The organism is Betaproteobacteria bacterium (assembly GCA_016194905.1).
GTDB lineage: Bacteria > Pseudomonadota > Gammaproteobacteria > Burkholderiales > JACQAP01 > JACQAP01.
In genome coordinates, this window is record JACQAP010000029.1 from 55059 (window position 1) to 79984 (window position 24926).

28 protein-coding genes are annotated in these 24926 nt (G+C 60.7%); 24 read left to right on the forward strand and 4 right to left on the reverse strand.

Annotated features, from left to right (window positions below; translation table 11 throughout):
* The 8 genes from ftsB to HY067_19715 all read left to right on the forward strand — a co-directional run bounded on the left by ftsB (window position 1) and on the right by HY067_19715 (window position 6545).
* Window positions 1–309, forward strand: coding sequence for a cell division protein FtsB (gene ftsB, locus HY067_19680; GenBank protein ID MBI3530173.1), 309 nt, complete (start codon window positions 1–3; stop codon window positions 307–309).
* Window positions 310–646: 337 nt separating this feature from the next.
* Complete coding sequence (locus tag HY067_19685) at window positions 647–970, forward strand: DUF190 domain-containing protein (GenBank protein ID MBI3530174.1); 324 nt, start codon at window positions 647–649, stop codon at window positions 968–970.
* Window positions 967–2184 (forward strand): cation:proton antiporter, encoded by a 1218-nt coding sequence (locus HY067_19690; GenBank protein ID MBI3530175.1) that lies wholly within the window; start codon window positions 967–969, stop codon window positions 2182–2184. The genes HY067_19685 and HY067_19690 overlap by 4 nt, the downstream gene beginning before the upstream one ends.
* Window positions 2184–2600 (forward strand): universal stress protein, encoded by a 417-nt coding sequence (locus HY067_19695; GenBank protein ID MBI3530176.1) that lies wholly within the window; start codon window positions 2184–2186, stop codon window positions 2598–2600. The genes HY067_19690 and HY067_19695 overlap by 1 nt, the downstream gene beginning before the upstream one ends.
* A gap of 31 nt (window positions 2601–2631) precedes the next feature.
* Window positions 2632–2865 (forward strand): hypothetical protein, encoded by a 234-nt coding sequence (locus HY067_19700; GenBank protein ID MBI3530177.1) that lies wholly within the window; start codon window positions 2632–2634, stop codon window positions 2863–2865.
* Window positions 2866–2868: 3 nt separating this feature from the next.
* Complete coding sequence (locus HY067_19705; protein ID MBI3530178.1) at window positions 2869–3387, forward strand: hypothetical protein; 519 nt, start codon at window positions 2869–2871, stop codon at window positions 3385–3387.
* A gap of 180 nt (window positions 3388–3567) precedes the next feature.
* On the forward strand, window positions 3568–5244 hold the full coding sequence (ilvD, locus tag HY067_19710; GenBank protein ID MBI3530179.1) for a dihydroxy-acid dehydratase: 1677 nt from the start codon (window positions 3568–3570) through the stop codon (window positions 5242–5244).
* A complete protein-coding gene (locus tag HY067_19715) occupies window positions 5244–6545 on the forward strand; it encodes an MFS transporter (protein ID MBI3530180.1) in 1302 nt (433 codons plus the stop codon). The genes ilvD and HY067_19715 overlap by 1 nt, the downstream gene beginning before the upstream one ends.
* 10 nt (window positions 6546–6555) lie before the next feature.
* Here the strand turns inward: HY067_19715 and mobA are convergent, their stop codons facing one another.
* A complete protein-coding gene (gene mobA / locus HY067_19720) occupies window positions 6556–7113 on the reverse strand; it encodes a molybdenum cofactor guanylyltransferase (GenBank protein MBI3530181.1) in 558 nt (185 codons plus the stop codon).
* A gap of 292 nt (window positions 7114–7405) precedes the next feature.
* On the opposite strand from mobA, the gene HY067_19725 reads away from it, so the two are divergent.
* The 15 genes from HY067_19725 (at window position 7406) to HY067_19795 (ending at window position 21010) form a co-directional block, all read left to right on the forward strand.
* A complete protein-coding gene (locus HY067_19725; GenBank protein ID MBI3530182.1) occupies window positions 7406–9040 on the forward strand; it encodes an OFA family MFS transporter in 1635 nt (544 codons plus the stop codon).
* 146 nt (window positions 9041–9186) lie between these two features.
* On the forward strand, window positions 9187–9969 hold the full coding sequence (locus HY067_19730) for a sugar ABC transporter ATP-binding protein (GenBank protein ID MBI3530183.1): 783 nt from the start codon (window positions 9187–9189) through the stop codon (window positions 9967–9969).
* Window positions 9969–10964, forward strand: coding sequence for an ABC transporter permease (locus HY067_19735; GenBank protein MBI3530184.1), 996 nt, complete (start codon window positions 9969–9971; stop codon window positions 10962–10964). The genes HY067_19730 and HY067_19735 overlap by 1 nt, the downstream gene beginning before the upstream one ends.
* 129 nt (window positions 10965–11093) lie before the next feature.
* Window positions 11094–12080, forward strand: coding sequence for a substrate-binding domain-containing protein (locus tag HY067_19740; GenBank protein MBI3530185.1), 987 nt, complete (start codon window positions 11094–11096; stop codon window positions 12078–12080).
* A gap of 70 nt (window positions 12081–12150) precedes the next feature.
* Window positions 12151–13041: an NAD(P)-dependent oxidoreductase gene (locus tag HY067_19745; protein MBI3530186.1), complete on the forward strand. Its 891-nt coding sequence runs from the start codon at window positions 12151–12153 to the stop codon at window positions 13039–13041.
* Window positions 13042–13130: 89 nt separating this feature from the next.
* Window positions 13131–14126 carry a hydroxyacid dehydrogenase gene (locus HY067_19750; protein MBI3530187.1) on the forward strand — a complete coding sequence of 332 codons (996 nt, stop codon included), beginning with the start codon at window positions 13131–13133 and terminating at the stop codon, window positions 14124–14126.
* A gap of 19 nt (window positions 14127–14145) precedes the next feature.
* A complete protein-coding gene (locus tag HY067_19755; GenBank protein ID MBI3530188.1) occupies window positions 14146–15192 on the forward strand; it encodes a Gfo/Idh/MocA family oxidoreductase in 1047 nt (348 codons plus the stop codon).
* A gap of 12 nt (window positions 15193–15204) precedes the next feature.
* Window positions 15205–16515 carry an oxidoreductase gene (locus HY067_19760; GenBank protein ID MBI3530189.1) on the forward strand — a complete coding sequence of 437 codons (1311 nt, stop codon included), beginning with the start codon at window positions 15205–15207 and terminating at the stop codon, window positions 16513–16515.
* 36 nt (window positions 16516–16551) lie between these two features.
* Window positions 16552–17298: an SDR family oxidoreductase gene (locus tag HY067_19765; protein MBI3530190.1), complete on the forward strand. Its 747-nt coding sequence runs from the start codon at window positions 16552–16554 to the stop codon at window positions 17296–17298.
* Window positions 17299–17408: 110 nt separating this feature from the next.
* The gene (locus HY067_19770) at window positions 17409–17576 is read left to right on the forward strand and encodes a hypothetical protein (protein ID MBI3530191.1); all 168 of its coding nucleotides are present in this window, start codon (window positions 17409–17411) and stop codon (window positions 17574–17576) included.
* A gap of 15 nt (window positions 17577–17591) precedes the next feature.
* On the forward strand, window positions 17592–18044 hold the full coding sequence (locus HY067_19775) for a YaiI/YqxD family protein (protein MBI3530192.1): 453 nt from the start codon (window positions 17592–17594) through the stop codon (window positions 18042–18044).
* Between the two features lie 229 nt (window positions 18045–18273).
* The gene (gene can / locus HY067_19780; GenBank protein MBI3530193.1) at window positions 18274–18957 is read left to right on the forward strand and encodes a carbonate dehydratase; all 684 of its coding nucleotides are present in this window, start codon (window positions 18274–18276) and stop codon (window positions 18955–18957) included.
* Window positions 18958–19206: 249 nt separating this feature from the next.
* Complete coding sequence (locus tag HY067_19785) at window positions 19207–19668, forward strand: RidA family protein (protein MBI3530194.1); 462 nt, start codon at window positions 19207–19209, stop codon at window positions 19666–19668.
* 620 nt (window positions 19669–20288) lie between these two features.
* On the forward strand, window positions 20289–20582 hold the full coding sequence (locus HY067_19790; protein ID MBI3530195.1) for a hypothetical protein: 294 nt from the start codon (window positions 20289–20291) through the stop codon (window positions 20580–20582).
* An 11-nt stretch (window positions 20583–20593) separates the two neighbouring features.
* Window positions 20594–21010 (forward strand): hypothetical protein, encoded by a 417-nt coding sequence (locus tag HY067_19795; GenBank protein MBI3530196.1) that lies wholly within the window; start codon window positions 20594–20596, stop codon window positions 21008–21010.
* A gap of 266 nt (window positions 21011–21276) precedes the next feature.
* On the opposite strand, the gene HY067_19800 is transcribed toward HY067_19795, so the two are convergent.
* The 3 genes from HY067_19800 to HY067_19810 form a co-directional block, all read right to left on the reverse strand.
* Entirely contained in the window at window positions 21277–21738 is a 462-nt protein-coding gene (locus HY067_19800; GenBank protein ID MBI3530197.1) for an EVE domain-containing protein, read from the reverse strand.
* Complete coding sequence (locus HY067_19805; GenBank protein MBI3530198.1) at window positions 21735–22106, reverse strand: VOC family protein; 372 nt, start codon at window positions 22104–22106, stop codon at window positions 21735–21737. Before HY067_19805 ends, HY067_19800 begins: the two co-directional genes overlap by 4 nt.
* Window positions 22107–22197: 91 nt before the next feature.
* Window positions 22198–22887 (reverse strand): YafY family transcriptional regulator, encoded by a 690-nt coding sequence (locus tag HY067_19810; protein ID MBI3530199.1) that lies wholly within the window; start codon window positions 22885–22887, stop codon window positions 22198–22200.
* 546 nt (window positions 22888–23433) lie between these two features.
* Here HY067_19810 and HY067_19815 point away from each other — a divergent pair.
* A complete protein-coding gene (locus HY067_19815) occupies window positions 23434–24657 on the forward strand; it encodes an acetylornithine transaminase (GenBank protein ID MBI3530200.1) in 1224 nt (407 codons plus the stop codon).
* Window positions 24658–24926 lie beyond the last annotated feature (269 nt).

Consider the following 24926-nt stretch of genomic DNA (forward strand, 5'->3'; position numbering starts at 1 on the left):
ATGCGCTTCCTCGGCCTCGTCCTCGTGCTGTTGATCGCGCTGATCCAGAATCCGCTCTGGTTCGGCAAAGGCGGGTGGCTGCGCGTGCATGAACTCGACGCCCAAGTCGAAGCCCAGCGCGAGACCAACACGCAGCTGGCGGCACGCAACGCGATGCTCGACGCCGAAGTGCTGGACCTGAAGCAGGGTTACGACGCGATCGAGGAACGGGCCCGCTCCGAACTCGGCATGGTCAAGCAGGACGAAGTGTTTTTCCAGCTGCTGCAGCCGTCCCGCGCTGCGACGGCTTATTCCCCCGACAAGCGCTGAGCTGGTCCATGCGTTGCGATGCCTCCCGGCGTCGCCGGGAACTACCCGCTTTCATCAGCGAGTGGCGGTGGTATTCGCCTGTGTCAGAACAAGCGGGATTTGCTAAGATTCGCAACAGCATGGAGATGGCATTCCTCCATTAACCGCCACGCTCATTCGAGGGTGGCTGATGATGCCTACGCTTTGGCCCGGACGGGTCGCGTAGGCATTCGCGCACCTGTCCAAAAATGTTTGCAACAAAAAGGACAGGTCCATTCGGTCGTCACCGGTTCGTTGTTAATGACGCTGGCGGCAGTTGCATAATGGCAGTCGTGAATACTCGCTGAGGAGGGGAATCATGAACGGATACCAAATCACGTTTTTCACCCAGCAGGACCGCCGTCACCATGGTAAGCAGATTGGCGACTGGTTGGTGCAATTGGCCAAGCAGATGGGTTTGCGCGGCGCGACGATGTTCACGGGTGCAGAAGGATTCGGCCATCATCGCCGCATTCATTCCGCGCACTTCTTCGATCTTGCCGACCAGCCCGTGGAAGTTGTGATGGCGGTCTCCGCGGAGGAATCCGATCGCCTCTTCGCGCGGTTGCGGGCAGAAGGCGTCCAGGTCTTCTACGTCAAATCGACAGTGGAGTTCGGCACGCTCGGTGAGAGCGAACAATGACCGAGATCTGGGCGCAGGCCTCGCTCTGGCTGGGCCTGGCGCTGGCGGCATCGCTCCTGTCGATTCGGTTCCGGATTGCGACCGCCTTGTCCGAGATCGTAGTAGGCACGATCGCGCAGCTCGTGATCGGTGCGGCGTTGGGCAGCGCCTTGCTGGCGGGGGACGCAACCTGGATCAAGTTCCTCTCGGGCGCCGGCGCGATCCTTTTAACGTTTCTGGCCGGCGCGGAACTGGATCCAGTCGTGTTTCGCAAACAATGGAAGCAGGCGAGCGCCATAGGACTGGCGAGCTTTGCTGCGCCCTTTCTGGGCTGCACTGCGATCGCTCGCTGGGGGCTGGGCTGGTCACCGGAGGCAAGCTGGCTTGCGGGTATCGCGATGTCCACCACTTCGGTGGCGGTGGTTTACGCCGTCATGCTGGAATTCGGCCTCAATGCAACGGACTATGGAAAAGTTGTACTGGCGGCTTGCTTTATCACCGATTTGGCGACGGTGGTCGCGCTCGGACTTATCTTTGCACCATTCACTTACAGAACCCTGATCTTTCTCGGCGCGGGGGTGGCCATTTTTATCGTGCTGCCATGGCTCACCCCCCGGTTCTTCCGTCGCTACGGCGGCCGGCCATCGGAACTGGAGGCCAAGTTTCTGATGTTCGCCTTGTTCGGCATGGGCGCACTCGCCACTTGGGCAGACAGTGAAGCAGTGCTGCCCGCCTATTTGCTCGGCATGGTGCTGGCCGGCACCGTAGGCAAGGATCACGCCCTGGTGCGACGGTTGCGCACGCTCACGTTCGGTCTGCTGACCCCGTTTTATTTCATCCGCGCCGGATCACTTGTTTCAGTGCAGGCACTCGTGGCTGCGCCGGCCGCGTTTCTGGTTCTGCTTGTGGCGAAGATGGCAACCAAAATAGCCGGAGTCTATCCAGTCACGCGACTCTACAATTCACCCCGACAGGAGGGCTTATACACGACGCTGTTGATGGCCACCGGCCTGACCTTCGGCACGATTTCCGCCTTGTTCGGGCTTTCCCATCAACTCATCGATCAGGCCCAGTATTCCGCGCTCGTGGCGGCGGTCATCGGCAGCGCTGTGGTGCCCACGCTGATCGCGAATGCATTCTTTTTGCCGCGCCACTTGCTGAGCACAAATGCGGTGACCGAAACCACGTTGTCACCACCAACCGCGCAGCAGACGCCAACAAGGAGAGCGCCATGATCCGCAGGGTTTTGCTGGGCTACGATGGTTCGGAATCGGCCGACCAGGCATTCCTGTTTGCCGTCGATCTCGCCCGCAAGTACGGTGCAGAGCTGCATGTCCTCGCGGTGGCTCGTCCGCCGGAACTGAGCAACGAAGTCGAGACCGAGGCGGTAATCGAGAACTCGCGTCGGCATTACAGCGGGCTCCTGGACTCGCTCAAAAGTCGGCTCGATCACGAGTCCCTGAATGTCCAATTCCAGGTCGAGGTGGGTCACCCCACGCAGCAAATCGTGCGGTATGCCGAAACGCGCGGCATTGATCACATTGTGGTCGGGCATCGCGGCCATACGTTTTTCGAGCATTGGCTGATCGGTTCCGTGGCGCGCCAGGTCATTGCGCATGCCCACTGCACCGTGTCGGTGGTGCGTAAGTGAGTCGCCTTGAAAATAAACAAGGAGGAGAACGATGAAGACTATTCGAGTCCTGGACAGTTCCGGCGATCGGCCGATCGCTTTCGACGACGGCGAAGCATGCGCGTTGGCCCGCGCCGACGCGCAGGCGTTGTTCGAGCGCATGCTTGCAAGAGGTGCCACGGCGTTCAAGGTTAACCGTGGCGAGGGCCGAGCGGATGATAAGGTGACCGACTTCGGCGCGATCGAGAACGAGACCATCCTGGTGCCGCGCATCGTTGGCGGCTGAGTTGTGCAGATCAGGCTCCTGGCAACGCTGGGTCACGGCTTGTTGCGGCCGATTGCGCGCCTCATGGGAAAAGGCGACCGGGCCTCCCGGGCGTGCAGCGGTCCGAGCGCTGTGGCAGAGGCGCGTGCAAAGAGTTTGTTACTTCGCGTGCTTACGCCGAGGCAACGGGAGGAGTTCGCGCGCAGCGGCTACTTCGCCGTGGAGGTCGTCGGACGAGGGAGGTTCGTGATTCTGCCGGACGCCATGTTCAATGTCCTGGAGATGGCGACGGGAGATTGCTATTGCGCGGTTCCGGCAACCGGCGTTCCGATAGCGGACCTGATGCTGGCTCAGAAGCTTCTTCTGGAAAGCGATCCGGACCAATTTTTCCGCGTGGCGAACTGCCGGCGTGAAGTGGTCGTTGGGCTGATGGAGGATGAGCCTCTCCCCGAGCAGGTCTTGCGTGCGCGTAGGGCACCACGCGATGCAAGGGTCCGATGGTCGGAGGTTTCCATGATTCCATATCGGGGCTACCTGCCGTAAGTTCCGGAGACGAGTATCTTTTCAGGGCGCGAAAGTGCAGACAACTGCGGCCAGGCTCGCTGAAAGAGGGCTCGGCTTTGATCGATAACGACCGCGAAGCCGGCGGGACGGTAGCGCGAAGTAACACGACCTGCGGGCAAAGATGGCCTGCGTTTTCAACCAACCTGACGGAGTCCTGACATGGCAGACAATTGGCGATCCAGACTCATCACGCAGGGCCCGGCGCGCGCGCCTAACCGCGCGATGCTGCGGGCAGTCGGTTTCGGCGACGGCGATTTCGACAAAGCGATTGTCGGCGTGGCCAATGGTCATTCCAACATGAATCCGTGCAATGCCGGCATCCAGCCGCTGGTCGATCGCGCAATGGCGGCGCTAAGGACGGCCGGCGCGATGCCGCAGATGTTTGGTTTTCCCACCGTCACGGACGGCATCGGCATGGGCACCGAGGGTATGAAGTATTCGCTTGTCTCGCGCGAGGTGATTGCGGATGCGATAGAAACCGCGGTGAACGGCCAGGTCATGGACGGGGTAATGTGTGTCGGCGGCTGCGACAAGAACATGCCCGGAAGCGTGATGGCGATGGCGCGTATGAACGTACCGGGGATTTTTGTCTACGCGGGCACCATCAAGCCCGGCAACTGGAAGGGTCAGGCCCTCACCATCGTCAGCGCTTTCGAGGCGGTCGGTGCCTACTCGGCCGGCAAAATGAACGACGAGGATTTCATCGGCATCGAGAAAAATGCCTGCCCATCCGTGGGGGCCTGCGGTGGCATGTACACCGCCAACACCATGTCATCTTCGTTCGAGGCGCTGGGCATCAGCCTGCTCGGATCGTCCCAGATGGCGTCGCCGGATCCGGAAAAAGCCGACTCTGCGGCGGAGTCCGCCAAGGTCCTGGTCAACGCAATAAAACAGAAAATCCAGCCGCGACAAATCATCACGCGCAAGTCGATCGAGAACGCGGTCAGCCTGGTGATGGCGACGGGCGGATCGACAAACGCCGTGGTGCATTACCTCGCTATTGCCTCCGCGGCCGAGGTGGAATGGACCATCGACGATTTCGAGCGCGTGCGCCAGAAAGTGCCGGTACTATGCAATTTGAAGCCCTCCGGCCCTTACGTCGCGACCGACTTCCATCGTGCAGGTGGCGTGCCGCAAGTGCTCAAGCTGCTCTTGAACAACGGCGTGCTCAACGGCGATTGCCTCACGATCACCGGCCGACCCATTGCGGAGGAACTGGCCGATGTCCCGAACGAGCCAAGGAAGGATCAGGACGTGATCCGGCCCTGGAACAATCCGGTGTACCCGCACGGCCATCTCGCGATCCTCAAGGGCAATCTCTCCCCCGAAGGCTGCGTTGCCAAAATCACCGGACTGAAACAGCATGCGATCACGGGTCCGGCCCGGGTTTTCAACTCCGAGCCCGAGTCGCTCGAGGCCATTCTGGCGAAGAAGATCAAGCCTGGAGACGTCATTGTGATCCGTTACGAAGGCCCGAAGGGCGGGCCGGGGATGCAGGAAATGCTCGCTCCGACTTCGGCGATCATCGGGCAGGGACTGGGTGAATCGGTCGGTTTGATCACCGACGGGCGATTTTCCGGGGGCACTTGGGGGATGGTGGTCGGGCACGTCGCACCCGAAGCCTATGCCGGGGGCACGATTGCGCTGGTAGAGGAAGGCGATTCGATCACCATCGACTCGGATAAGCGGCTGATCCAGCTCAACGTCCCCGAAGATGTGCTGGCAAGCCGCCGCCAGAAATGGAAACAGCCGGCGCCACGCTATACTCGCGGCGTGATGGCGAAATACATAAAACTTGTGTCCACCGCCAGCAAGGGCGCGATTACCGACGGTTGATGCGCCCCCACGCACGTCGTGCCGCCGTGAATACATCTGACGAGTCCGGCGTTGCGCCGCCGGTCGACGGCTCCATCCCATACCCAGCGGCCAGGCGCTGGCTGAATCGCACCGTGTTCGGTGCTGGATTGACCAGCGCACTGGGCGATTTCTGCTATGAGACTACCACCGTAATCCTGCCTGGTCTCCTTGTGGTACTCGGCATCCCGGCCGCCGTGCTCGGTACCATCGAGGGCATCGCCGACGCAGTGGCCAGTTTCACCAAGATGATGTCGGGTTACCTGGCCGACAAACTTGGCCACCGCAAATTGCTGGTGCTTGTAGGCTACGGGCTGACTCCGGTGGGCCAGGTAGTGATCGCGATGGCAGTGGGTTGGCCACTGTTGTTACTGGGCCGACTCGTCTCGTGGTTCGGCAAGGGATTGCGCGGCCCGTTGCGCGATGCCATCGTGGTCCAGTCCATCAGCCCCGACACGCGCGGGCGCGCATTTGGTTTCCACCGTGCGATGGATACGGTGGGAGCCGTCGTCGGTCCCTTGCTTGGTGTGGCTTTGCTGGGATGGGCGCGAACATGGCATTGGCAAGATTCTGCCGGCCCGTTTCGCTTTGTGCTGTGGCTGAGCGTCATTCCCGGCGCGCTGGCGGTGCTGGCTTTTCTGACGCTGGTAAAAGACCCCGAGCACTCTCCCAATCCCGCGCTAAAGTTTTTCAGCGCGCTGCGTGGATTGCCTGCGCGGTTCAAGCGTTACCTGGGTGCCGTTGGCCTGTTCGGCATCGGTGATTTTTCCCATAGCCTGCTGATCCTTGCGGCCACTCAGTTGCTCGCTGCGTCGATGGGCATCGTGCAGGCAGCGCAAGTGGCCGGCTTGCTTTATGTCTGGCGCAATGCGGTGCAGGTCGTCATGTCCTACCCGGTGGGCGTGCTGGCAGACCGCTTTGGTTCCCTGTCTGTGCTGGTCGTCGGCTACGTGCTGGGAGCGCTGACGGCTACTCTGGCCGCACTCGCCTTCTGGTTACGCATTGATAGCGTGGCATTGCTCGGCGTGGTCTTTTTCATCGCTGGTCTGTATGTCGCCGTGCAGGAAGCGCTGGAGTCCACGGTGACCGCTGACATGGTGAGCGCGGATACGCTGACCATCAGCTACGGCGCACTCGGCACGGTCAACGGAACCGCCAAGCTCATTTCCAGTACCGCCGTTGGTGTATTGTGGACGGTCGTGTCGCCGGTGTTCGGTTTTGCGCTGGCAGCGGTGTTGATGGCTATCGGTACGTTGGCGCTGGCTCGTATGCGCCGGCCATAAGCTTTGCTTGCTAGGACTCTTTGGCATCGCGCCGATGAGCAGCGGACTCAATCGACTTCAATTCTTCAGGCGTATTGATGTTGCTGAATGCCCGTGCCTGATCGTCGAACGCCACTTCGGTGACGTTCAGCGTCGAATACCAGCCGTCGACCTTGCGCCCGCCGCCGTCGAGATAGGCCGTCAGGTGCGGCAGCAGGCGTTTGCGCATGAGACAGATGACCGGATGCGGCTGCGTGCCGGTCTTCGCCACGCTCAGGTCCATGTTCTCGTTCGCGAGCGGTACCAGCAATCGCGAAACCAGGTCTTCCGGCAGAAACGGTGTATCGCAGGGTACGAAGGCGACCCGTTCGTACCCTGCTTCCGACAACCCGGCGTGGATTCCCGCCAGCGGTCCGGCGAAGCCGCCGACCCGGTCTTCGACGACGCGATGACCGAACGTGGCATACACGTCGCGATTTCGGTTGGCATTGATCAGGACTTCGCCGACCTGCGGGGCCAGGCGTTGCAGTACCCAGGCTATGAGCGGACTGCCTTCGAGCAACTGCAACCCCTTGTCGATGTTGCCCATGCGGCGGCCCAGGCCGCCGGCGAGAACGACGACCGTGACCGAGGTCACGGAGGGGAGAGGGGAGTGGGGCGAGGGGCGAGGGGACACGAGGATTGCGATTGGTTATGAACGAAAGTGCCTATGCCTCTACTGAATAAATTTATTACAAATCGGAAGGTTATCATCGTTTACAACGATGGCGGCCGGGTATTGGACTGCGAAAGGTTTACGGTATTATTCGCCAGCACCGTAGAGACCTAACCGGGCCTGAGCTAGAGCCCCGGACTGAAAAATAACAAGGAGGAACCGTAGCATGGCCGGATTTCTGGATAAGGAACGCAGTATCGCGGGACCGACGTTCAATCGATGGCTGGTGCCGCCCGCCGCGTTGTGCATTCACCTCTGCATCGGCATGGCTTACGGTTTTTCCGTGTTCTGGTTGCCACTGACCAAGTCGCTTGGCATCACCAAGTCGGTCGCCTGTCCGGCCGATATGAGCTGGATCAGCATGCTGTTCACCACGACCTGCGATTGGGACAAGCCGATCCTGGGTTGGATGTTCACGCTGTTCTTCGTCTTCCTCGGCTCCAGCGCGGCAATCTGGGGCGGGTGGCTCGAGCATGCAGGCCCGCGCAAGGCGGGTGTGGTATCCGCCTTGTGCTGGTGCGGCGGACTGCTGCTGTCGGCGATCGGGGTCTATACCCATCAGTTGTGGCTGATGTGGCTGGGTTCCGGTGTCATCGGCGGCATCGGGCTGGGTCTGGGCTACATCTCCCCGGTGTCGACGCTGATCAAGTGGTTCCCCGACCGGCGCGGCATGGCCACCGGCATGGCGATCATGGGCTTCGGCGGCGGTGCGATGATCGGCTCGCCGCTGGCCGACAAGCTGATGAAAATTTTCGCCACACCGACTTCCGTCGGTGTCTGGGAAACCTTTGTCGCCATGTCAGCGATCTACTTCGTGTTCATGATGATCGGCGCGCTGTCCTACCGGATACCGCCGACCGGCTGGAAACCGGTCGGTTGGACACCGCCGGCGAATGCGGCGGCCAATGCGATGATCACCATGCGGCACGTGCATCTGAAGAACGCGCACAAGACGCCGCAGTTCTGGCTGCTGTGGGGCATTCTGATGTTGAACGTGTCGGCGGGCATCGGCGTCATCGGCATGGCTTCGCCGATGCTGCAGGAAATATTCGGCGGCCGGCTGATTGCCATGGATCTGAAATTCGACGAACTCAGCAAGGAACAGCTCGGCCAGATCGCGGCGATCGCCGCCGGTTTTACCGGCCTGCTGAGCCTGTTCAACATAGCGGGGCGTTTCATTTGGGCCTCGTTGTCCGATTACATCGGGCGCAAGGCAACGTACTTCGCGTTCTTCACGCTTGGTTTCATTTTGTACGCGTCTGCGCCGTGGGCGGGGCATGCCGGCAACATGGCGCTTTTCGTTGGCTTTTTCTGCATCATCCTCACCATGTATGGCGGCGGCTTCGCGACCATACCCGCCTATCTCGCCGACATGTTCGGCACGCAAATGGTAGGCGCCATCCATGGCCGCCTGCTGACTGCGTGGTCGACTGCCGGCGTGCTCGGTCCGGTGATCGTGAACTACATCAACGATTATCAGATCAAGCACGGCGTACCCAAGAGCGCCGCTTACGACACCACGATGTACATTCTCGCGGCGCTGCTGGTCGGCGGTTTCATCTGCAACCTGCTGGTGCGTCCGGTGAATCCGAAATGGTTCATGACTGACGCTGAACTTGAAGCGGAACGCAAGCTCGCGCACGACGCCGCGGCGAAGATCGCGGTCGGCGGGGATGCGGCGGCAGTGAGCGGGCGGGGAAGTCACCGCGGTCTGGTGTTGGCCTTCTGGCTGTTCGTCGGCATCCCGCTGGCCTGGGGCGTGTGGACGACGGTCACCAAGGCGCTCGTGCTGTTTAAGTGAGTGAACGATCTGCGCGGGGGGCGTACGCTGTTACCGCCGCGCGCAGGGGCGCCTTGCCGGGAATTTGCATCACGGGAGTAAGGCGCTCCGTGGATTTCTGTTGTCGATGTGCAAGGGACCAGACCGGCTAACGTCTATAACCTGCAATGGGCGAGCGGACATACGAGTACATGGTGCGGATGGAGAAGATCCGCATGGCCTACGGCAATGTGATCGCGCTGAACGACGTGAGCCTTACCGTGGGCCGCGACGAGATCGTCGGGTTGATCGGCGACAACGGCGCCGGCAAGTCCACGCTGATCAAGATCATGACCGGCGTAGTCAGGCCGACCGGCGGCGAACTCTACATCCGCGACGAACGGATCGACCTTTCGCATTATTCGGTGCGCCAGGCTCACGACTGGCGCATAGAAACGGTTTACCAGGAAAAAAGTCTCGGCGAGAAGCAGCCGCTGTGGCGCAACTTCTTCGTCGGGCGGCAGATCACCAACCGCTTCGGTTTCATCGACATTAAAAAGCAGAAGGCAATCACCAATGACGTGCTGAAGAACCAGATCGGGTTTCGCGGCGTCGGTGTCGATGCCGACAGCCCGGTGCAGAAGCTCTCCGGGGGCGAACGCCAGGGTATCGCGATCGGGCGCGCCATGTACTTCGATGCCGACCTGGTCGTCCTCGACGAGCCCACCGTTGCGCTCGCGATCAAGGAAGTGCAGAAGGTGCTCGACTTCGTGCGTTCCATCAAACAGCGCGGACGCGCTTGCGTCTACATCGAGCACAATCTGGCGCATGTCCATGAACTCGCCGATAAACTCGTGATTCTGGATCGGGGCGAGATAGCCAAAATCTTCCGCAAAGGCGAAGTCACGCTGACCGAGCTCACCCGTTTTCTCCTCGATCTGCAGAAAGACACCACCGAGGACGCCGCCTGATGCCGCGCATATCGATGTCCCGGGTCGAAGGCCTGCCGATCATCGTGGTCTTTGTTGCGCTGATCGGCTGCTTCATTGTCGCCACGCCGGAAGTATTTCTCAGCCTCCCCATCTACCTTTCGTTCCTGACCACGGTCCCGCCGGTGCTGGTGCTGGCGCTGGGCCTTACCTTCGTGATCGCCGCGGGCGAGATAGACCTCTCCTTTCCGTCGATCATCGCCTTTTCCGGTTACCTCTTGGCGATGCTTTACCGGGACCACGACATGATCTGGCTGGCGGTGTTGGCCGCCATCGCCGGCGGCGCCCTGATCGGGCTGATCAATGGCTTGATCGTCGCTTACATCGGCGTGCCGTCGATCATCACGACGCTGGCGACCCAGTTCTTCTGGGGCGGCATCACCACCGTCATTTCGGGGGGCACCTCTTATAGCCTGAGAACCGTCGATGAGACGTCGATGTGGCTCGTGTTCGTCGGCAAGATCGGCGATTTCCCGGCGCAGGCGCTGTGGGCCGCCGGCCTCGCGGTGTTGTTGTGGTTCATCATGAACCGGCATCGCTTCGGCGAGCATGTCCTGTTCATCGGCGACAACGCCGGTGTCGCGCGCGTGGTCGGCGTCAACGTTGCCCGCGAACGGGTGAAACTGTTTACCCTGATGGGAACGCTCGCGGGATTTGCCGCGATCCTGCTGACGCTGGAGAACCGCAACTTCTTCAATACGCAAGGCCAGGGTTATCTGCTGATTGCGCTCGCCTCGGTGTTCATCGGCGGCACGTCCATCTTCGGCGGCCAGGCGACGATCGTCGGTACGTTTATCGGTGCTTTCATCATCTCGATGATCGAGGCGGGGCTGACGGCGACCGGGATTCAGGGTTTCTGGGTGCGGGCGGTGGTCGGACTGGTGTTCCTGGCCGCCGTCATCTTCCATCTGACGATGGAACAACCGCAGCGCAGGACATGGCTCGCGCGCGCCTTCGGGATAAAACCGGGAAGTTGAATCCGGCAAAACCATGGACGGCACAAAACCGTTCGGCGGTGGAGCGCTGCATAACAGCGCTCTGAATGCGGGGTGTTCGAGAGCGATGCCCCGATATCAAAAGATGTTACGCGACATGGAGGAACCAACATGAAAGGCAAACTTCTGGCAGCGACCGCGGCCGCGGTCATTTTCGCGGCGGGTTACGTGCCCTCGCAAGCGGCGGAGCCGCTCGGCAAGGGCATGACGATGTACATGCAGATGGGTGGCAATGCCGGAGACGGCGCAACCTGGGCGCGGACTAACGGTGCCCTGGCGGCGGCCGATGCGTTCGGTATCAAGGTGATCGAGCAGTATTCGGCCTGGCAACCGGAAAAGATGCTCGAACACTTTCGTCAGGCGCTTGCCGCCAGGCCGGACTGCATCGGCATCATGGGCCATCCGGGCAACAATGCTTTCGAACCGCTGGTCAAGCAGGCGGAAGACAAGGGCATTCTGATCACGGTCGGGAATTCGCCGCTGACCAAGATCCAGCAGATGTACGGATCGAAGGGTACCGGCTATGCCGGCGTCGAACTGTATGCGGGCGGTGCCATCACGGCGTCCAAGATGCTCGAGGCAGGACTCAAGTCCGGCGACAAGGCCCTGGTCTACGGCCTCCTGAGCGAGGCCGAGCGCGGTCAATCCGACAAAGGCTTGAAGGACACGCTGGAGAAGGCCGGCGTAAAAGTCGACTACCTCGAGATTTCCGCTGAAGTGAACTCCGACAGCTCGCTGGCGGTACCGGTGCTGACGGCCTATCTTGCCAAGAATCCGGGCGTGAAGGGGATCGGCACGCAGCACGGCGGCGTTACGTCGGTAATCCCCAAGGCGCTGCAAGCGGCAGGCAAGAAGCCGGGCGACGTCATCGTCGGCGGGATCGATCTTGCTCCCGCGACCATCGACGGCCTGCAGAAAGGCTGGATCACCGTTACGCTCGATCAGCAACTCTACCTGCAGGGCTTCCTGCCGGTGATGCAGTGCGTGCTGTCGAAGAAGTACGGGTTTGCCGGTCTCTCCATCAATACCGGTGCCGACGTGGTCACGCCGAAAACCATCAAGACACTGGTTCCGTTGATCGAGAAGGGCATTCGCTGATGTGTTCTTCCGGGTGCGCTGCGGCGCGCCCGGACTCGCCTCAACAGAAACAGGATACGTCGGTCGGTCTATGAAAACAATTTTAATCACTGGCGCCGCGGGCGACGTCGGTACGCATCTGCGCCGCGAGCTGGCCGGCAAGTACCATCTCCGTTTATCCGACGTGCGGCCGATCAATGCGCTCGCCGCCGGAGAAAAATCGGCGCCCGGCGACGTCGCAAAGATGTCCGACATGCTGCGCGTCACCCAGGATGTGGATGCGATCGTGCATCTCGGTGGATTTTCGGTCGAAGGGCCGTGGGAGATGATCCTGCGTGCCAACATCATCGGCTGCTACAACCTGTTCGAGGCCGCGCTCAGGAACGGCGTCAAGCGCGTGTTGTTCGCGTCCAGCAATCACGCCACCGGCTTCTACAAGCGCGACGAGAAGATCGATCACCGTGTCTATCCGAAACCGGATAGCCGCTACGGCGTTTCGAAGGCCTTCGGCGAGCAGATTGGCAGTCTCTATGCCGACAAGTACGGCATGGAAGTATTCTGCATGCGCATCGGCAACGTCACGATTGCGCCGCCGGACAAGCGGCGGCTGTCGAACTGGATCAGCCCGCGCGATTTCGCCCGGCTGGTCTCGGTGGGCATCGACAATCCGAATATCCGTTTCGAAATCGTCTACGGCGTCTCCGACAACAAGCGCAGCTGGTACGACAATGCGAACGCGCATCGGCTCGGTTATCAACCGCAGGACGATGCCGAGCGTTATGCCGACGAAGTGCTGGCCAGGGAGAAGCCGGGCGATCCGCGTGCCGAGAGGTATCAGGGCGGCAACTTCGTGTTCGCCGAGATCGGCGGCGACCCGAGTCGCAGGGCTCCTGATTTGGGGAAGGCCCCTAAACTTGGTAAGGCGCGAAAGTCAAAGAAGGCCCCCAAGCTGAAGAAAGCGCCGAAACCGAAGAAGAAATGAACCGGCATCGTCCGAAGCTGATCGCGCCAACGGGCACGTGCGACACGCACATGCATTTGTTCGGATTTCCGAAAGCGTAGCAAGTCATCGTGGCTACCATCCTGCTCACGCATCCGCCGCAAGTCCGGGAAAACTATTACAGCGATAAGGCCCTCGCCGCGCTCAAGGCATTGGGCGAAGTGCGCCGCAATCCGCTGGAACGGGAACTGAGCACCGCCGAACTGATCGAGGCGGCACGCGGCTGCGAGATCATCGTGACCCATCGCCATGTTCCCGGCGATGCGGAACTGTTCGCCGGCCTGCCGGGGCTGGTGGCGTTCTGCCGCTGTGCAATCGATATCCGTAACGTCGATGTCGCAGCAGCCTCCGTGCACGGTGTGCTGGTGACGCAGGCGAGCGCGGGCTTCATCCCCGCTACGGCCGAATGGGTGCTGGGGGCCATGATCGACCTGGGACGCAGGATCAGCCTCGCGACCGAGGACTACCATGCCGGCAAAGTGCCGGTGTCGGTCATGGGACGGCAGTTGCAAGGCGCGACGCTCGGCGTCATCGGCTACGGTCAAATCGGGCGTTACCTGTGCGATCTGGGGATCGCGCTGGGAATGCGCGTACTCGTCAGCGATCCCTACGCGAAAGTCGTGAACGCCGCACTGGCTCACGTCGAGTTGCCGCAACTGCTGGCGGAATCGGATTTCGTCGCCTGCCTTGCGGTCGCAACCGAAGAGACTGAAAATCTGATGAACGAACAGGCTTTCGCACAAATGAAACCGGGCGCCTTCTTCGTCAATGCTTCGCGCGGCAATCTGGTGGACGAAGCGGCGCTGCTGCGTGCGCTCGACGGCGGACGCATCGCCGGCTGCGCAATGGATGTCGGCCGTGCCGCGGATCAGACGCCGTCGCCCGCGCTCGCGCGCCATCCACAGGTGATCGCCACGCCGCACATCGGCGGACTCACGCCACAGGCGACCGAGCATCAGGCGTTGGAGACGGTGGCGCAGGTTGCCGAAATTCTCGAGGGCCGCGCACCGAAGGGGGCCGTCAATGCGGAGCAAGCCACGCGGCTGACGAGGCCGCGGCGTGACTGAACAGAGGTTTCCGAAATAAATGAAGAAGACACGCATTGCCATCGTCGGGCTTGGCATGGCCGTCGAGCCGCACGCAAAGAGCGCACTCGACCTTGCCGGCCGGGTCGAGGTCGCTTACGCCTATAGTCCGAGTGCAGAGCGGCGCGCGAAGTTCGCGGAGAAATTTCCGTTTTCCCAGTGCGACAAGCTGGAAACCATTCTCGACGATCCCTCGATCGACGCCATTGCGGTGCTGACGCCGCCGAATACGCATCTGGGAATCGTCAAGCGCTGCGCCGTCGCCGGAAAGCACGTACTGCTGGAGAAGCCGCTTGAAATCACCACGGCCCGCGCCGAAGAAATGGTTGCCGAATGCCGCGCGGGCGGGGTTACGCTCGGCGTGGTTCTGCAGCATCGCCACAAGCCTGCCGTGGAGCGGCTGGCCGAACTGCTGCGCAGTGGAGAGATTGGCGCCCTGGTTGGCGCCTCAGCCATCATCCGGTTGTGGCGGCCGCAGAGTTATTACGACGATCCCGGGCGCGGCACACGCGCGCGCGACGGCGGCGGGGTGCTGATCACGCAGGCAATCCATACGCTCGATGTGCTGCTGTCGCTCGCCGGCCAACCCGCGGAAGTGATGAGCCTCGCGGGTACGACCCCGGTTCATCGCATGGAGAGCGAGGACATGGTCTGCGCGGCGGTGCGCTGGCGCAATGGCGCCCTCGGCGTCATCGAGGCCACCACCGCGGCTTATCCGGGTGCGGCGGAGCGCATCGAACTCACCGGCACGCGCGGCACGGCGACGCTGCTCGGTACGGCACTGGAAGTGCGCCGGCACGACGGGCATACGCAAATCCTGGCAGCGGATGGTTCATCGGGAGGCACCGGCGCCGATCCGATGGCCTTCCCACACGATTATCACCGCAGCGTCTGGCGGGATTTCCTGGATGCGATCCAGCGCGGCGGCGAGCCACGGGTCAACGGCGAAGAAGCGCTGCGTGTGCACCGGCTGATCGATGCGCTGCTCGACAGCGCTGCGAAAGGCGCTCCGGTTCATTTCAGTGCCGCAAGTATGGGAACCCGGTAGGGAACACGCGCCGTGCAGAAGAAGCACACTATCGTCATTCTCAATCCCGGCCACTTTCACGCCGCACTCACGCTGCGCGAGCGCCATCCGCTGATCGACGACGACGTTCATGTCTTCGCCGAAGATGGACCGGACGTGGACCATTTCGTGCGCCTCGTTCACTCCTTCAACGATCGCGAAGTCGACCCGACGGACTGGATGCTCTACGTCCATCGCGGTGCCGATTATATGGAGAAGCTGATCGCGCAGCGTCCGGGAGAGGTCGTCATCGTCGCCGGCAGGAACAACGAGAAAATACCGCTAATCCATATCCTGCACGCGCAGGGTTTTCGCGTGCTGGGCGACAAGCCCTGGTTGATCGAGAGCGAGCAGATCGGACTGCTGAGAGAGGTCACCGCGAGTGCGCCGCTGGCGATGGATATCATGACCGAGCGCCATGAGGTGGCGAACCGGGTGCAGAAGGCGCTCGTACAGCAGTCCGCGGTATTCGGCGACTTCCGCATCGACGGCGACCAACCCGCGATTGCCGTCCGCAGCGTGCATCACCTCTACAAGAGGGTCAACAACCGGCCGCTGCAGCGGCCAGCCTGGTACTTCGATCCCGCGGTGCAAGGCGAGGGCATCACCGATGTCACCACGCATCTGGTCGACCTGGTGCAATGGATGACCGGCGACGGCGTGCGCTTCGACTTCGACTGGCATGTCGAGCGACTGTCGGCGCGACAGTGGCCGACGGCCATTCCGCGCGACCTCTTCTCGCGTATCACCGGTCTCGAAGATTTTCCGGCAGCGTTGCGTGACCGCGTGGCCGACGGCGCGCTACAGTATCTATGCAACGCCGCGCTGTCGTATCGACTGCGCGGCATTCCGGTGGAAATCGAAACGCTCTGGGCGTTGGAAGAACCGGAGGGCAGCGGCGACCTTCACCGTGCCATTCTACGGGGGACCAAGTCCGATCTGATCGTCGATCAGGGGCCGGAGACGGGATTCCTGACCATGCTTACCATCAGCCCGGCCGAAGGCGGCAAGGTTTTTGCCGAAGCGCTGACCGACGCCGTCGCCAAGATGCAAACCGAGTTCCCCGGGCTCGGCGTCGAGCCCGCCGGCGCGGAGTTCCGCATCACGATCCCGAAGGCGCTGCGCACCACGCACGAGCAGTACTTCGCCGCCGTGCTGCAGACGTTCCTGGCCTATATCGATGAGGGCAGGTGGCCCGGCAACCTCGGTTCGGATCTCGATACCAAGTACACGCTGCTGGCGCAGGCCCTGGACCTGTCCCATCGCTCGGCTGCGGCCGCGCCCCGCGTGGAACTTCGTGGATAATCGGACGAGGTTGCGGCTGCGAATAACTGGACCCGGATGAACAAGATCATGATCGTGACCGGCGGCAGCCGTGGCATCGGCGCGGCAACAGCGCTGCTGGCCGCGCAGCGCGGCTACGCGGTCTGCGTGAACTATCTGCATAACCGCAAGGCCGCCGAGGAGATCGTGCGCAATATCGAGCAGATCGGCAGGCACGCCGTTGCCGTTGCCGCCGATGTGGCGTCGGAGCAGGATGTGGTGCGCCTGTTCGAGACGGTCGACAGGGAACTCGGGCGCGTGACCGCGCTGGTCAATAACGCCGGTATCGTCGAACAGCAGACGCGGCTGGACGGGATCGACGCCGCGCGCCTGCAGCGCATATTTGCGACCAATGTCACCGGAACATTCATCTGCTCGCGCGAGGCGGTGCGGCGCATGTCGACCCGACATGGCGGCGCGGGCGGCGGCATCGTCAATGTCTCATCCCGCGCGTCGCAGATCGGCTCTCCCGGGGAATACGTCGATTACGCGGCGTCCAAGGGGGCGGTCGATTCCCTGACCATCGGCCTGGCGAAAGAGGTCGCGGAAGAGGGCATCCGCGTCAATGCCGTGCGGCCGGGGTTCATCTATACCGGAATGCATGCCAGCGGCGGCGAGCCGAACCGGGTCGACCGCGTCAAGACCTTCGCGCCGATGAAGCGCGGCGGCAAGGCGGAGGAGGTCGCCAGCGCCATTCTCTGGCTGCTGTCAGAGGAGGCGTCCTATACCACCGGCGCCTTCATCGAGGTATCCGGCGGCCGATAAAAAACCTCGAAACAGGGGCGCAAAAAAGGCGCAAAGTGTTCAAAGAAAGGCGATAATTGCCTTTGCATTGGTCGGCGGTTCATTTTCAACTATTTTTGAGAGGTGACAGATTGGCCAAACCAAACTACGCATTCGAAAAACGGCAAAAAGAAATCGCAAAGAAGAAAAAGCAGGAAGAAAAGCGCCTGCGCAAAGCAACGGACAAAGCTGAAACACCTGCTGAGGGCGATGGCACCCCGCCGCCGCCGGCTGGAGGAGAAACTCCCTCCCAAGGCTGAACAGGGGACCGGTGCATGCGGATATGGGTCGATGCCGATGCCTGTCCGAATGTCATCAAGGACATCCTGTTCCGCGCCGCCGAGCGGGCGCAAGTCACGCTGACGCTGGTTGCCAACCAGCCGATCAGAACTCCGCCTTCGCAGTTCATCAAGGCGCTCCAGGTTCCGGCTGGATTCGACGTCGCCGACGACAAGATCGTCGAACTGGTCGAAGCCGGTGACCTGGTCATCACCGCCGACATTCCCCTCGCCGCCGGCGTCATAGAGAAGGGCGGCCACGCCCTTGATCCACGCGGCGAGTTTTATACCAAAGACAACATCAAGGAACGCCTGGCGATGCGCAAGCTCATGGACGAGTTGCGCAGCAGCGGCGTGGAGACCGGCGGCCCATCGACTTTCAGCAATGCCGACCGCCAGGCCTTTGCCAACAAGCTCGACCGCTTTCTGGTGGGAAGCAGCGGGCGGTAGGCGCCCGACCCGTAGTTGTGAAATGATTGACACATGAACTTGGAAAAAGCAGTTGCACCGCCAGGGACGCCATGGACGCAAGGAAAACAAATGCATGGATCTGTCGACACTTTCACCCTTTGGGTGAGTTCGGTCAGGCACGCCTATCGCTCTCCTTTGCGTCCTTGGCGCACCCCTCAAGGGGGTATTGAAAAGAATCCTTTGCGGTGAATGAACTACCGGATTTAGGATGAAACGACTCGACAGGCTGCTCTCGAACAATCGGCTCTGGGCCGCGGGCGTGCGCAGTCGGGAGCCGGATTATTTCACCAAGCTCTCCCAGATCCAGGTACCGGAGTTTTTATGGATCGGCTGCTCCGACAGCCGCGTTCCGGCGAACCAGATCACCGGCCTGGCGCCTGGTGAAGTCTTTGTCCATCGCAACGTCGCCAACATTGTCGTTCATGCCGACCTGAACTGCCTTTCGGTGCTGCAGTACGCCGTCGATGTGCTGAAGGTGAAGCACGTCATCGTCTGCGGACACTACGGCTGCGGCGGCGTGACGGCGGCGCACGACAACCTCAAGCTGGGATTGATCGACAACTGGCTGCGCCATGTGCAGGACGTAGGCCAAAAGCATCGCGATGCGCTCGGCGCGATCCCGAGCCGGGAAGGGCGGATTGCCCGTCTGTGCGAACTCAATGTGATCGAACAGGCGGTCAACGTCGCCCAGACCACCGTGGTCCAGGACGCCTGGGCGCGCGGGCAGGAGCTGGCCGTGCATGGCTGGGCTTACGACCTGAACGACGGCGTGATACGCGATCTGAAGATGTCCATGGAAGGACCGGGAGAATTGGAAGACTGCTATGCCGCGGCGCTGGCTCCTGCCGATGCCGTAACGGCAGCGCTTGGCGGAAAGGGCCTCAAGCTCTAAGGACTACACCCAACGCAGATACCCTACGTGCGTAGCACGTCGGAGTACCCTTTTAGGCGCAGAGGACGCAGAGGAAAAGATGACTTGATCGCAAGCTGACTTTGGGTCATTGAGGCGGGCTGCCGTGGCTTGGAGTTTTGGCTGGTGGGTTATACCGAGCAACGGGATGCAGGATTTTATTTTGGAATATTCTCTCGACTTTACATCGTTGGTCCCCTGATCTTTTTGTCGTCAATGGAAGGCTAAAAAATGAAGAAGATCTTCTTGCTTGTTGCTGCCTGTTTCAATCTCGTGCTCGCAGGGTCGCTATTTGCCGGGGAGGGAGGGTCGGTCGAATTCCTGAACTCGGGCAAGGTGCTGCCCACGACGCTGCCGTTTTCGGAGGCCGTTCGCGTCGGCAATACGCTTTATCTGTCCGGGCAGATCGGCATTGTTCCCGGAACCATGAAGCTCGCGTCCGGAGGTATCAAGGAAGAAGCTGCGCAGACACTGGAGAATATCAAGACTTCGCTCGAGGCACATGGTTACTCGCTGGCCAATGTCGTGAAATGCACGGTCATGCTGGCGGACATAGCCGAGTGGGGAGCATTTAACGAAGTCTACAAGACCTTTTTCTCGAAGCCCTATCCCGCCCGAAGCGCTTTCGGCGCCAGCGGCCTGGCTCTCGGTGCCAGAGTGGAAGTGGAGTGCGTTGCTGCTCTGGACAAGTGATAGCGGTGTGCTTAGGTGCTTTACGAAGAGATTCGCAGAATGTCCAAGAAACTTGCGGGTGGTTGCACTGGCGCCACCTTGACATGAATGATGTGCTGTCAAAGATAAAGGTGCGTTGCCCGGATCAAGCCAAGTACGGAACTTGTCCGCCTATCACCTGCGCCGGGCGCCGTCACCTAGGCCGCACGCGGCAAGCATTGTTGGCATGTCTATGATTCGGTAGTAGCCTGCTTGCGCAAAAGGCGGTCTCCCCTGGCACGGCACGGTTCCAGAGACTGCGTGATAGACGGAACCTTGCCGTGGAATAACACGGAAATATTCCTTTGATTACATGTTAGAGGGCAACAGCCGTGGTGCGCTTTACCCTAGACACAAACTGCCTCATTGACGTCGAGGAAGCACGGGCAGATGGGCCATACATACGCGAACTCGTCTCACGCCTAGGAAACGGGATTACCGTTGCCGTATCCGCTATAGGTGCATCTGAACGGCAACGGAACGGGGGGTACGCTCGGAGCTTCTCCGAATTTCAACAGAAGCTCAACGCCATTGGGTTTGGTGGTCTAGAGATTCTCCTCCCGCTGGCGTACATGGACGTCTGCTTTTTGGACCATTGCGTCATGGCGGACGAAGCGGACACACTGGAGCGCGATATCCACAGCGTGCTGTTCCCAAACATTGAGTTCTTGTGGGTCGAATATGCAAACGCACGCGGTCTGCCTGTCGATTCAATAGACAAGAATTGGCGAAATGCAAAATGTGACGTGCTAGGGCTTTGGTGTCACATCAAGCACGGTGGCGGCGTATTCGTGACGAGCGACGGCAATTTTCACGCAGCGACCAAGCAAGGTAAGCTGAAAGCTCTAGGAGCCGGAACGATTGCATATCCCAAAGACGCGTTAGAGGGCACTTAGAAGGAGCCAATATGAAATTACTTCTAGCCGCATTTGCTGTGACCCTCGTGGCGTTTGCCGCAGCTTGCGCAACCGTCCGACAGCAGGATCTTGACGCATGGGTTGGGATGCCCGTCGAAGCTTTGGACACGCATTCGCTATTCATCACGGTACCTATGTATCGCACCGTGACGGCAAGCGGTATTGAAATCCGAAACTATGCGAACGGGAGGGATGTTGCGAACTGCTTTGGGACGGCCGGAGCCACCAATACGGGCAACTTTGTAAATGCAAATGCGTTCACCACCTGCTCAAGCGGGCGAATCGTTTGCAATAACATCTTCTACATCAAGGATGGGAAGGTAGTCGAATATGCTCCTACTGGTCGGTGCTTCACGGACGAAAGGGTTCAGCCTCAGGCACGCTATCTGCGCTTAAGAGGTCAATGAATATGCCCTCTAACAATACATATATGGACTCCTCCCAGGAAACAAGAGAAACACGGTAGATAGTTGGTCAACGCGGGAATCGGTTGCAGTCGTATATCCGGCATCTAGAGGGACGACGGGGTCTGGCCTGCATAATTGCATAAATAGCAGTTCCGCCTACCCGATCACATGGCTTTCCCAATGCTTTCGTTATTGACGATCCAGACGTTTTGTATCGCCCGGGGATCTTGTTGGTGTGTGTCTGCTCATTGCATTGCCGTCGGCTTTTACCGCAGAGCTGCCGGTTCCCGCAGAGCTCCATACCCAGGCGCCTTCGCCCCCATCGCCCCGGCAATGATCTGTAGATCGTGCTCGCTGATCTCGAACAGGCCAAAGCGAAGCTGGTATCCCCAGTTACGTTTCCCGGCCGAGAAGTCGAGTTCGTCCAGCAGCGGAAGGATCGGCGCGTCGTGCGCCTTCAACCATTTCACGTCGCGGCGGAAGGGGCAGAAGCCTTCGCTCATGTCGAACTGGTAAGGCTCTCTGTCCTTCGCAATGCCGATGGCCGTGAAGGCCCGGAGTTTTTCCTTGCCCCTGAACGCGAGTGTCGGCGAGTAGTAGATGACTCTGTCCTCGGGCTGGACGCGGCGCAATGGCGCGGCTTTGCCGTGACAGACCTGCATGAATCCCGCCTGTCGGCCATGGCGCACGTGCTCGGCCGATGCTATGGCTATCCAGTTCCGGCTCATGGCGCGGTCGGAGCAAACACACGCAGGCGGTGCCCGTCCGGATCGAGGGCGACGAAGGTGTGGCCGAATTCCATCTCGACCGGTGCCTGCGCGATCTTCAGACCGCGCTTGCTCCAATCGGCATGCAGAGTGCGCACCGCGCTGGCATCGGCAACGGTGAAGGCGAGTTCGCCGCCGCCACCCGCTACGGAAGTGACGGGTTGTACTGTGTGCCGCGCCCATAGTCCGAGCATGGTGCCGGTTTCTAGGGCGAACATCGCGAAGGTCGGCGAAGATTCCACGGGCTTGATGCCAAGCAGATCGGAATAGAATGCGGCGCTGGCCGGCGGGCTGTCGACGTAGAGGATGACGAGGTTCGGTTGGGGCATGACGATTCTCCTGGGTTGCGAGCGGGCTTCGCTCGGGCCAACCCAGATTAAGCGAGGCTGCTGTCAGTTTCTGTCAGCAGTGAACGTGCGGTTACTGCGGAGGAATGCCCTCGGCCGCCCGCCATTCCTTGAAAAGCGCCTGGCGCCGGCGCGGATAGCGCGTTTCTTCCAGCGTCAGGGCCGTGATCCGGTCCGTACGGAAATGCCTGAACCCCTGGCGCAGTTCGCACCAGGCCACCACGACACGCGCGCGATCGAAGAAGCCGACGGCAAAGGGCCAGACCGTGCGCCTGGTTTCGGTTTCCTTGAGGTCGAGATAGGTGATGGCGAGTTTGCGCTCCAGTCGTATCGCCCTGCGGATGGCTTCGAGTTCCGCGTCGCCTGCGGCGATCGGCCCACCGGGACCGATGAGCAGCGCGGAATCGTCGAGGTCGTTGCGCAGATCCGCCGGCAGTACGGCGGCTATCTTGGAAATGGCTTCGCGCGCGGCTTGCCCGAGCCGGGCATCGCCCCGGTCGGCCACCCAACGGGAACCGAGCGCCAGCGCCTCGATTTCGTCCTGCGAGAACATCAAGGGCGGCAGCATAAAGCCGGGTCGCAGGATATAACCGAGTCCCGGCGCACCGTCGATGGTGGCGCCTTGCGCCTGCAGCGTTGCGATGTCGCGATACAGCGTGCGCAGGCTGATGCCGAGTGCGGACGCAAGCTTCCCACCGCGCACCGGGTACCGGTAGCCGCGCAGGAGCTGGATCAAATCGAGCAGACGTTGAGCCCGCGACAAGTGCCGACCCTTTCAACGGAAGAGGGCAATACAATACCGACTTTCCCACGCTAGCGGTCTCAAACTGTATGGATTACACCCAACGCAGATACCCTACGTGCGTAGCACGTCGGAGTACCCTTTTAGGCGCAGAGGACGCAAAGGTCGCAGAGGAAAAGGAAACAGAAGGAATTTCTTTTGCAGGGTGTTCTCTTAGCGCATGGTACGCAGCACAGATTAGTATTTCATCGTACTTTGCATGGGTGGCATCTCGATGGTGGATGATCTGCTGCAATAAGCCCCTCATGAATGGGCGGCATCAGGTTTCAAATCAGCATGATTGCTGAAACTGACTCTCGATGCGGGGATTGACCGACTGCCGGGCAGGCAGCACAATCCTGCCCATGAATACGAAATTCAATGACGCGCTTCGACGCCGCATTACGACCAGCGGGATGCGTTCGTGCGGCCGACGACAACCCTGAATTCTCGAATAGCGAATGTTATCGATAGGCCGCACATCTCTGCGGCCTTTTGTTTTTGAACTGACCACCAGGGGATCGGAACATGAAATTCGACGACTTTCCCGCGAAGACGTTGATGGAGATCACGACCAGGCCGCCGCTCGTGTTCGTTCGCGGAGAAGGATCCTGGCTGTGGGATCACGAGGGTAAGCGTTATCTCGACTTCGTGCAGGGCTGGGCGGTCAACTGCTTAGGCCACTGTCCGGCGGTGATTACAAATGCGCTGGTCGAGCAGTCGCGCAAACTGATCACGCCGAGTCCCGCGTTCTACAACGAGCCGTCCATGCAGTTCGCCCGGCGCATCGTCGAGCACAGTTGCTTTCAGCGAGTGTTCTTCACCAACAGCGGGGCGGAGGCCAACGAAGGCGCGATCAAGCTCGCGCGCAAGTGGGGCGCCCGTAACAAAGGCGGCGCCTACGAGATCATCACTTTCGAGGACTCGTTCCACGGGCGTACGCTGGCCACCATGTCGGCGTCGGGCAAGCCGCAGTTCCGCGAGCTGTTCGAACCGAAGGTGCCGGGCTTTCCGAAGGCGAAGCTCAACGATCTCGCATCGGTTGAGCGCCTGATCACCGACAGGACGGTTGCGATCATGCTGGAACCCATCCAGGGCGAGACCGGCGTCATCATCGCAACAGACGCCTTCATGCGCGAACTTCGCGAACTGACGCGGCAGCGTGGCCTGCTGCTCATCGTCGATGAAATCCAGACCGGGGTAGGCCGCACCGGCAAGCTGTGGGGCTATGAGCATTCCGGCATCGAGCCCGACATCATGACGCTTGGCAAAGGATTGGGTGGCGGCGTCCCGCTTGCCGCACTGGTTGCGAAGGAGAATGTGTCCTGCTTCGAGTCCGGTGATCAGGGCGGCACATTCAATGGCAACCCGCTCATGGCTGCGGTCGGTTGCGCGATCATGGACGTCATACTCGCACGCGGGTTTCTCGAAAGCGTCGAGGAGCGGGGTGCTTATCTTATGAAAAGCCTGTCAGCGCTATCAGTCCGCCGCGATCTGGGCGAGGTACGCGGTCGCGGGCTGCTGGTGGCGCTCGACTTGAAAAAGGACATCGCAGCCAGGGTGGTGGAACTGGCGCGCGACGACGGGCTGCTACTCAACGCACCGCGACCGAACCTGTTGCGCTTCATGCCTGCGCTGAATCTGTCGCTGGAAGAGACCGACACCATGCTGGCGATGCTGGAGGACGTCTTGCGCCAGGTGAAGGAATCCTGGCCACGCAGTGCCGGCGGTTTCGCCTTCATCAGGTCGTGAGGTTTGCATCCGTGAACCAAGACCTGTGATGAAAATGGCCATCGACCGGTTAGCTTGAATGCGTTACCATTATCCGGTCATTGGGGAGTAGTCGCTCTTCGCACGAAGAGGCTTGCGTCAACACACTTGACCGTTTGGTCATGGCGCAAGCGGTTCCTTAGCTTGGCGAGACCTTTGACCATATCGTCTTCGGACTGGCCGGAGAAGCGATCTGGTCATTCGTCTTTAGTCCGGCCAAGGGGTACCCATGGAAGCTTTCCTCATATCAA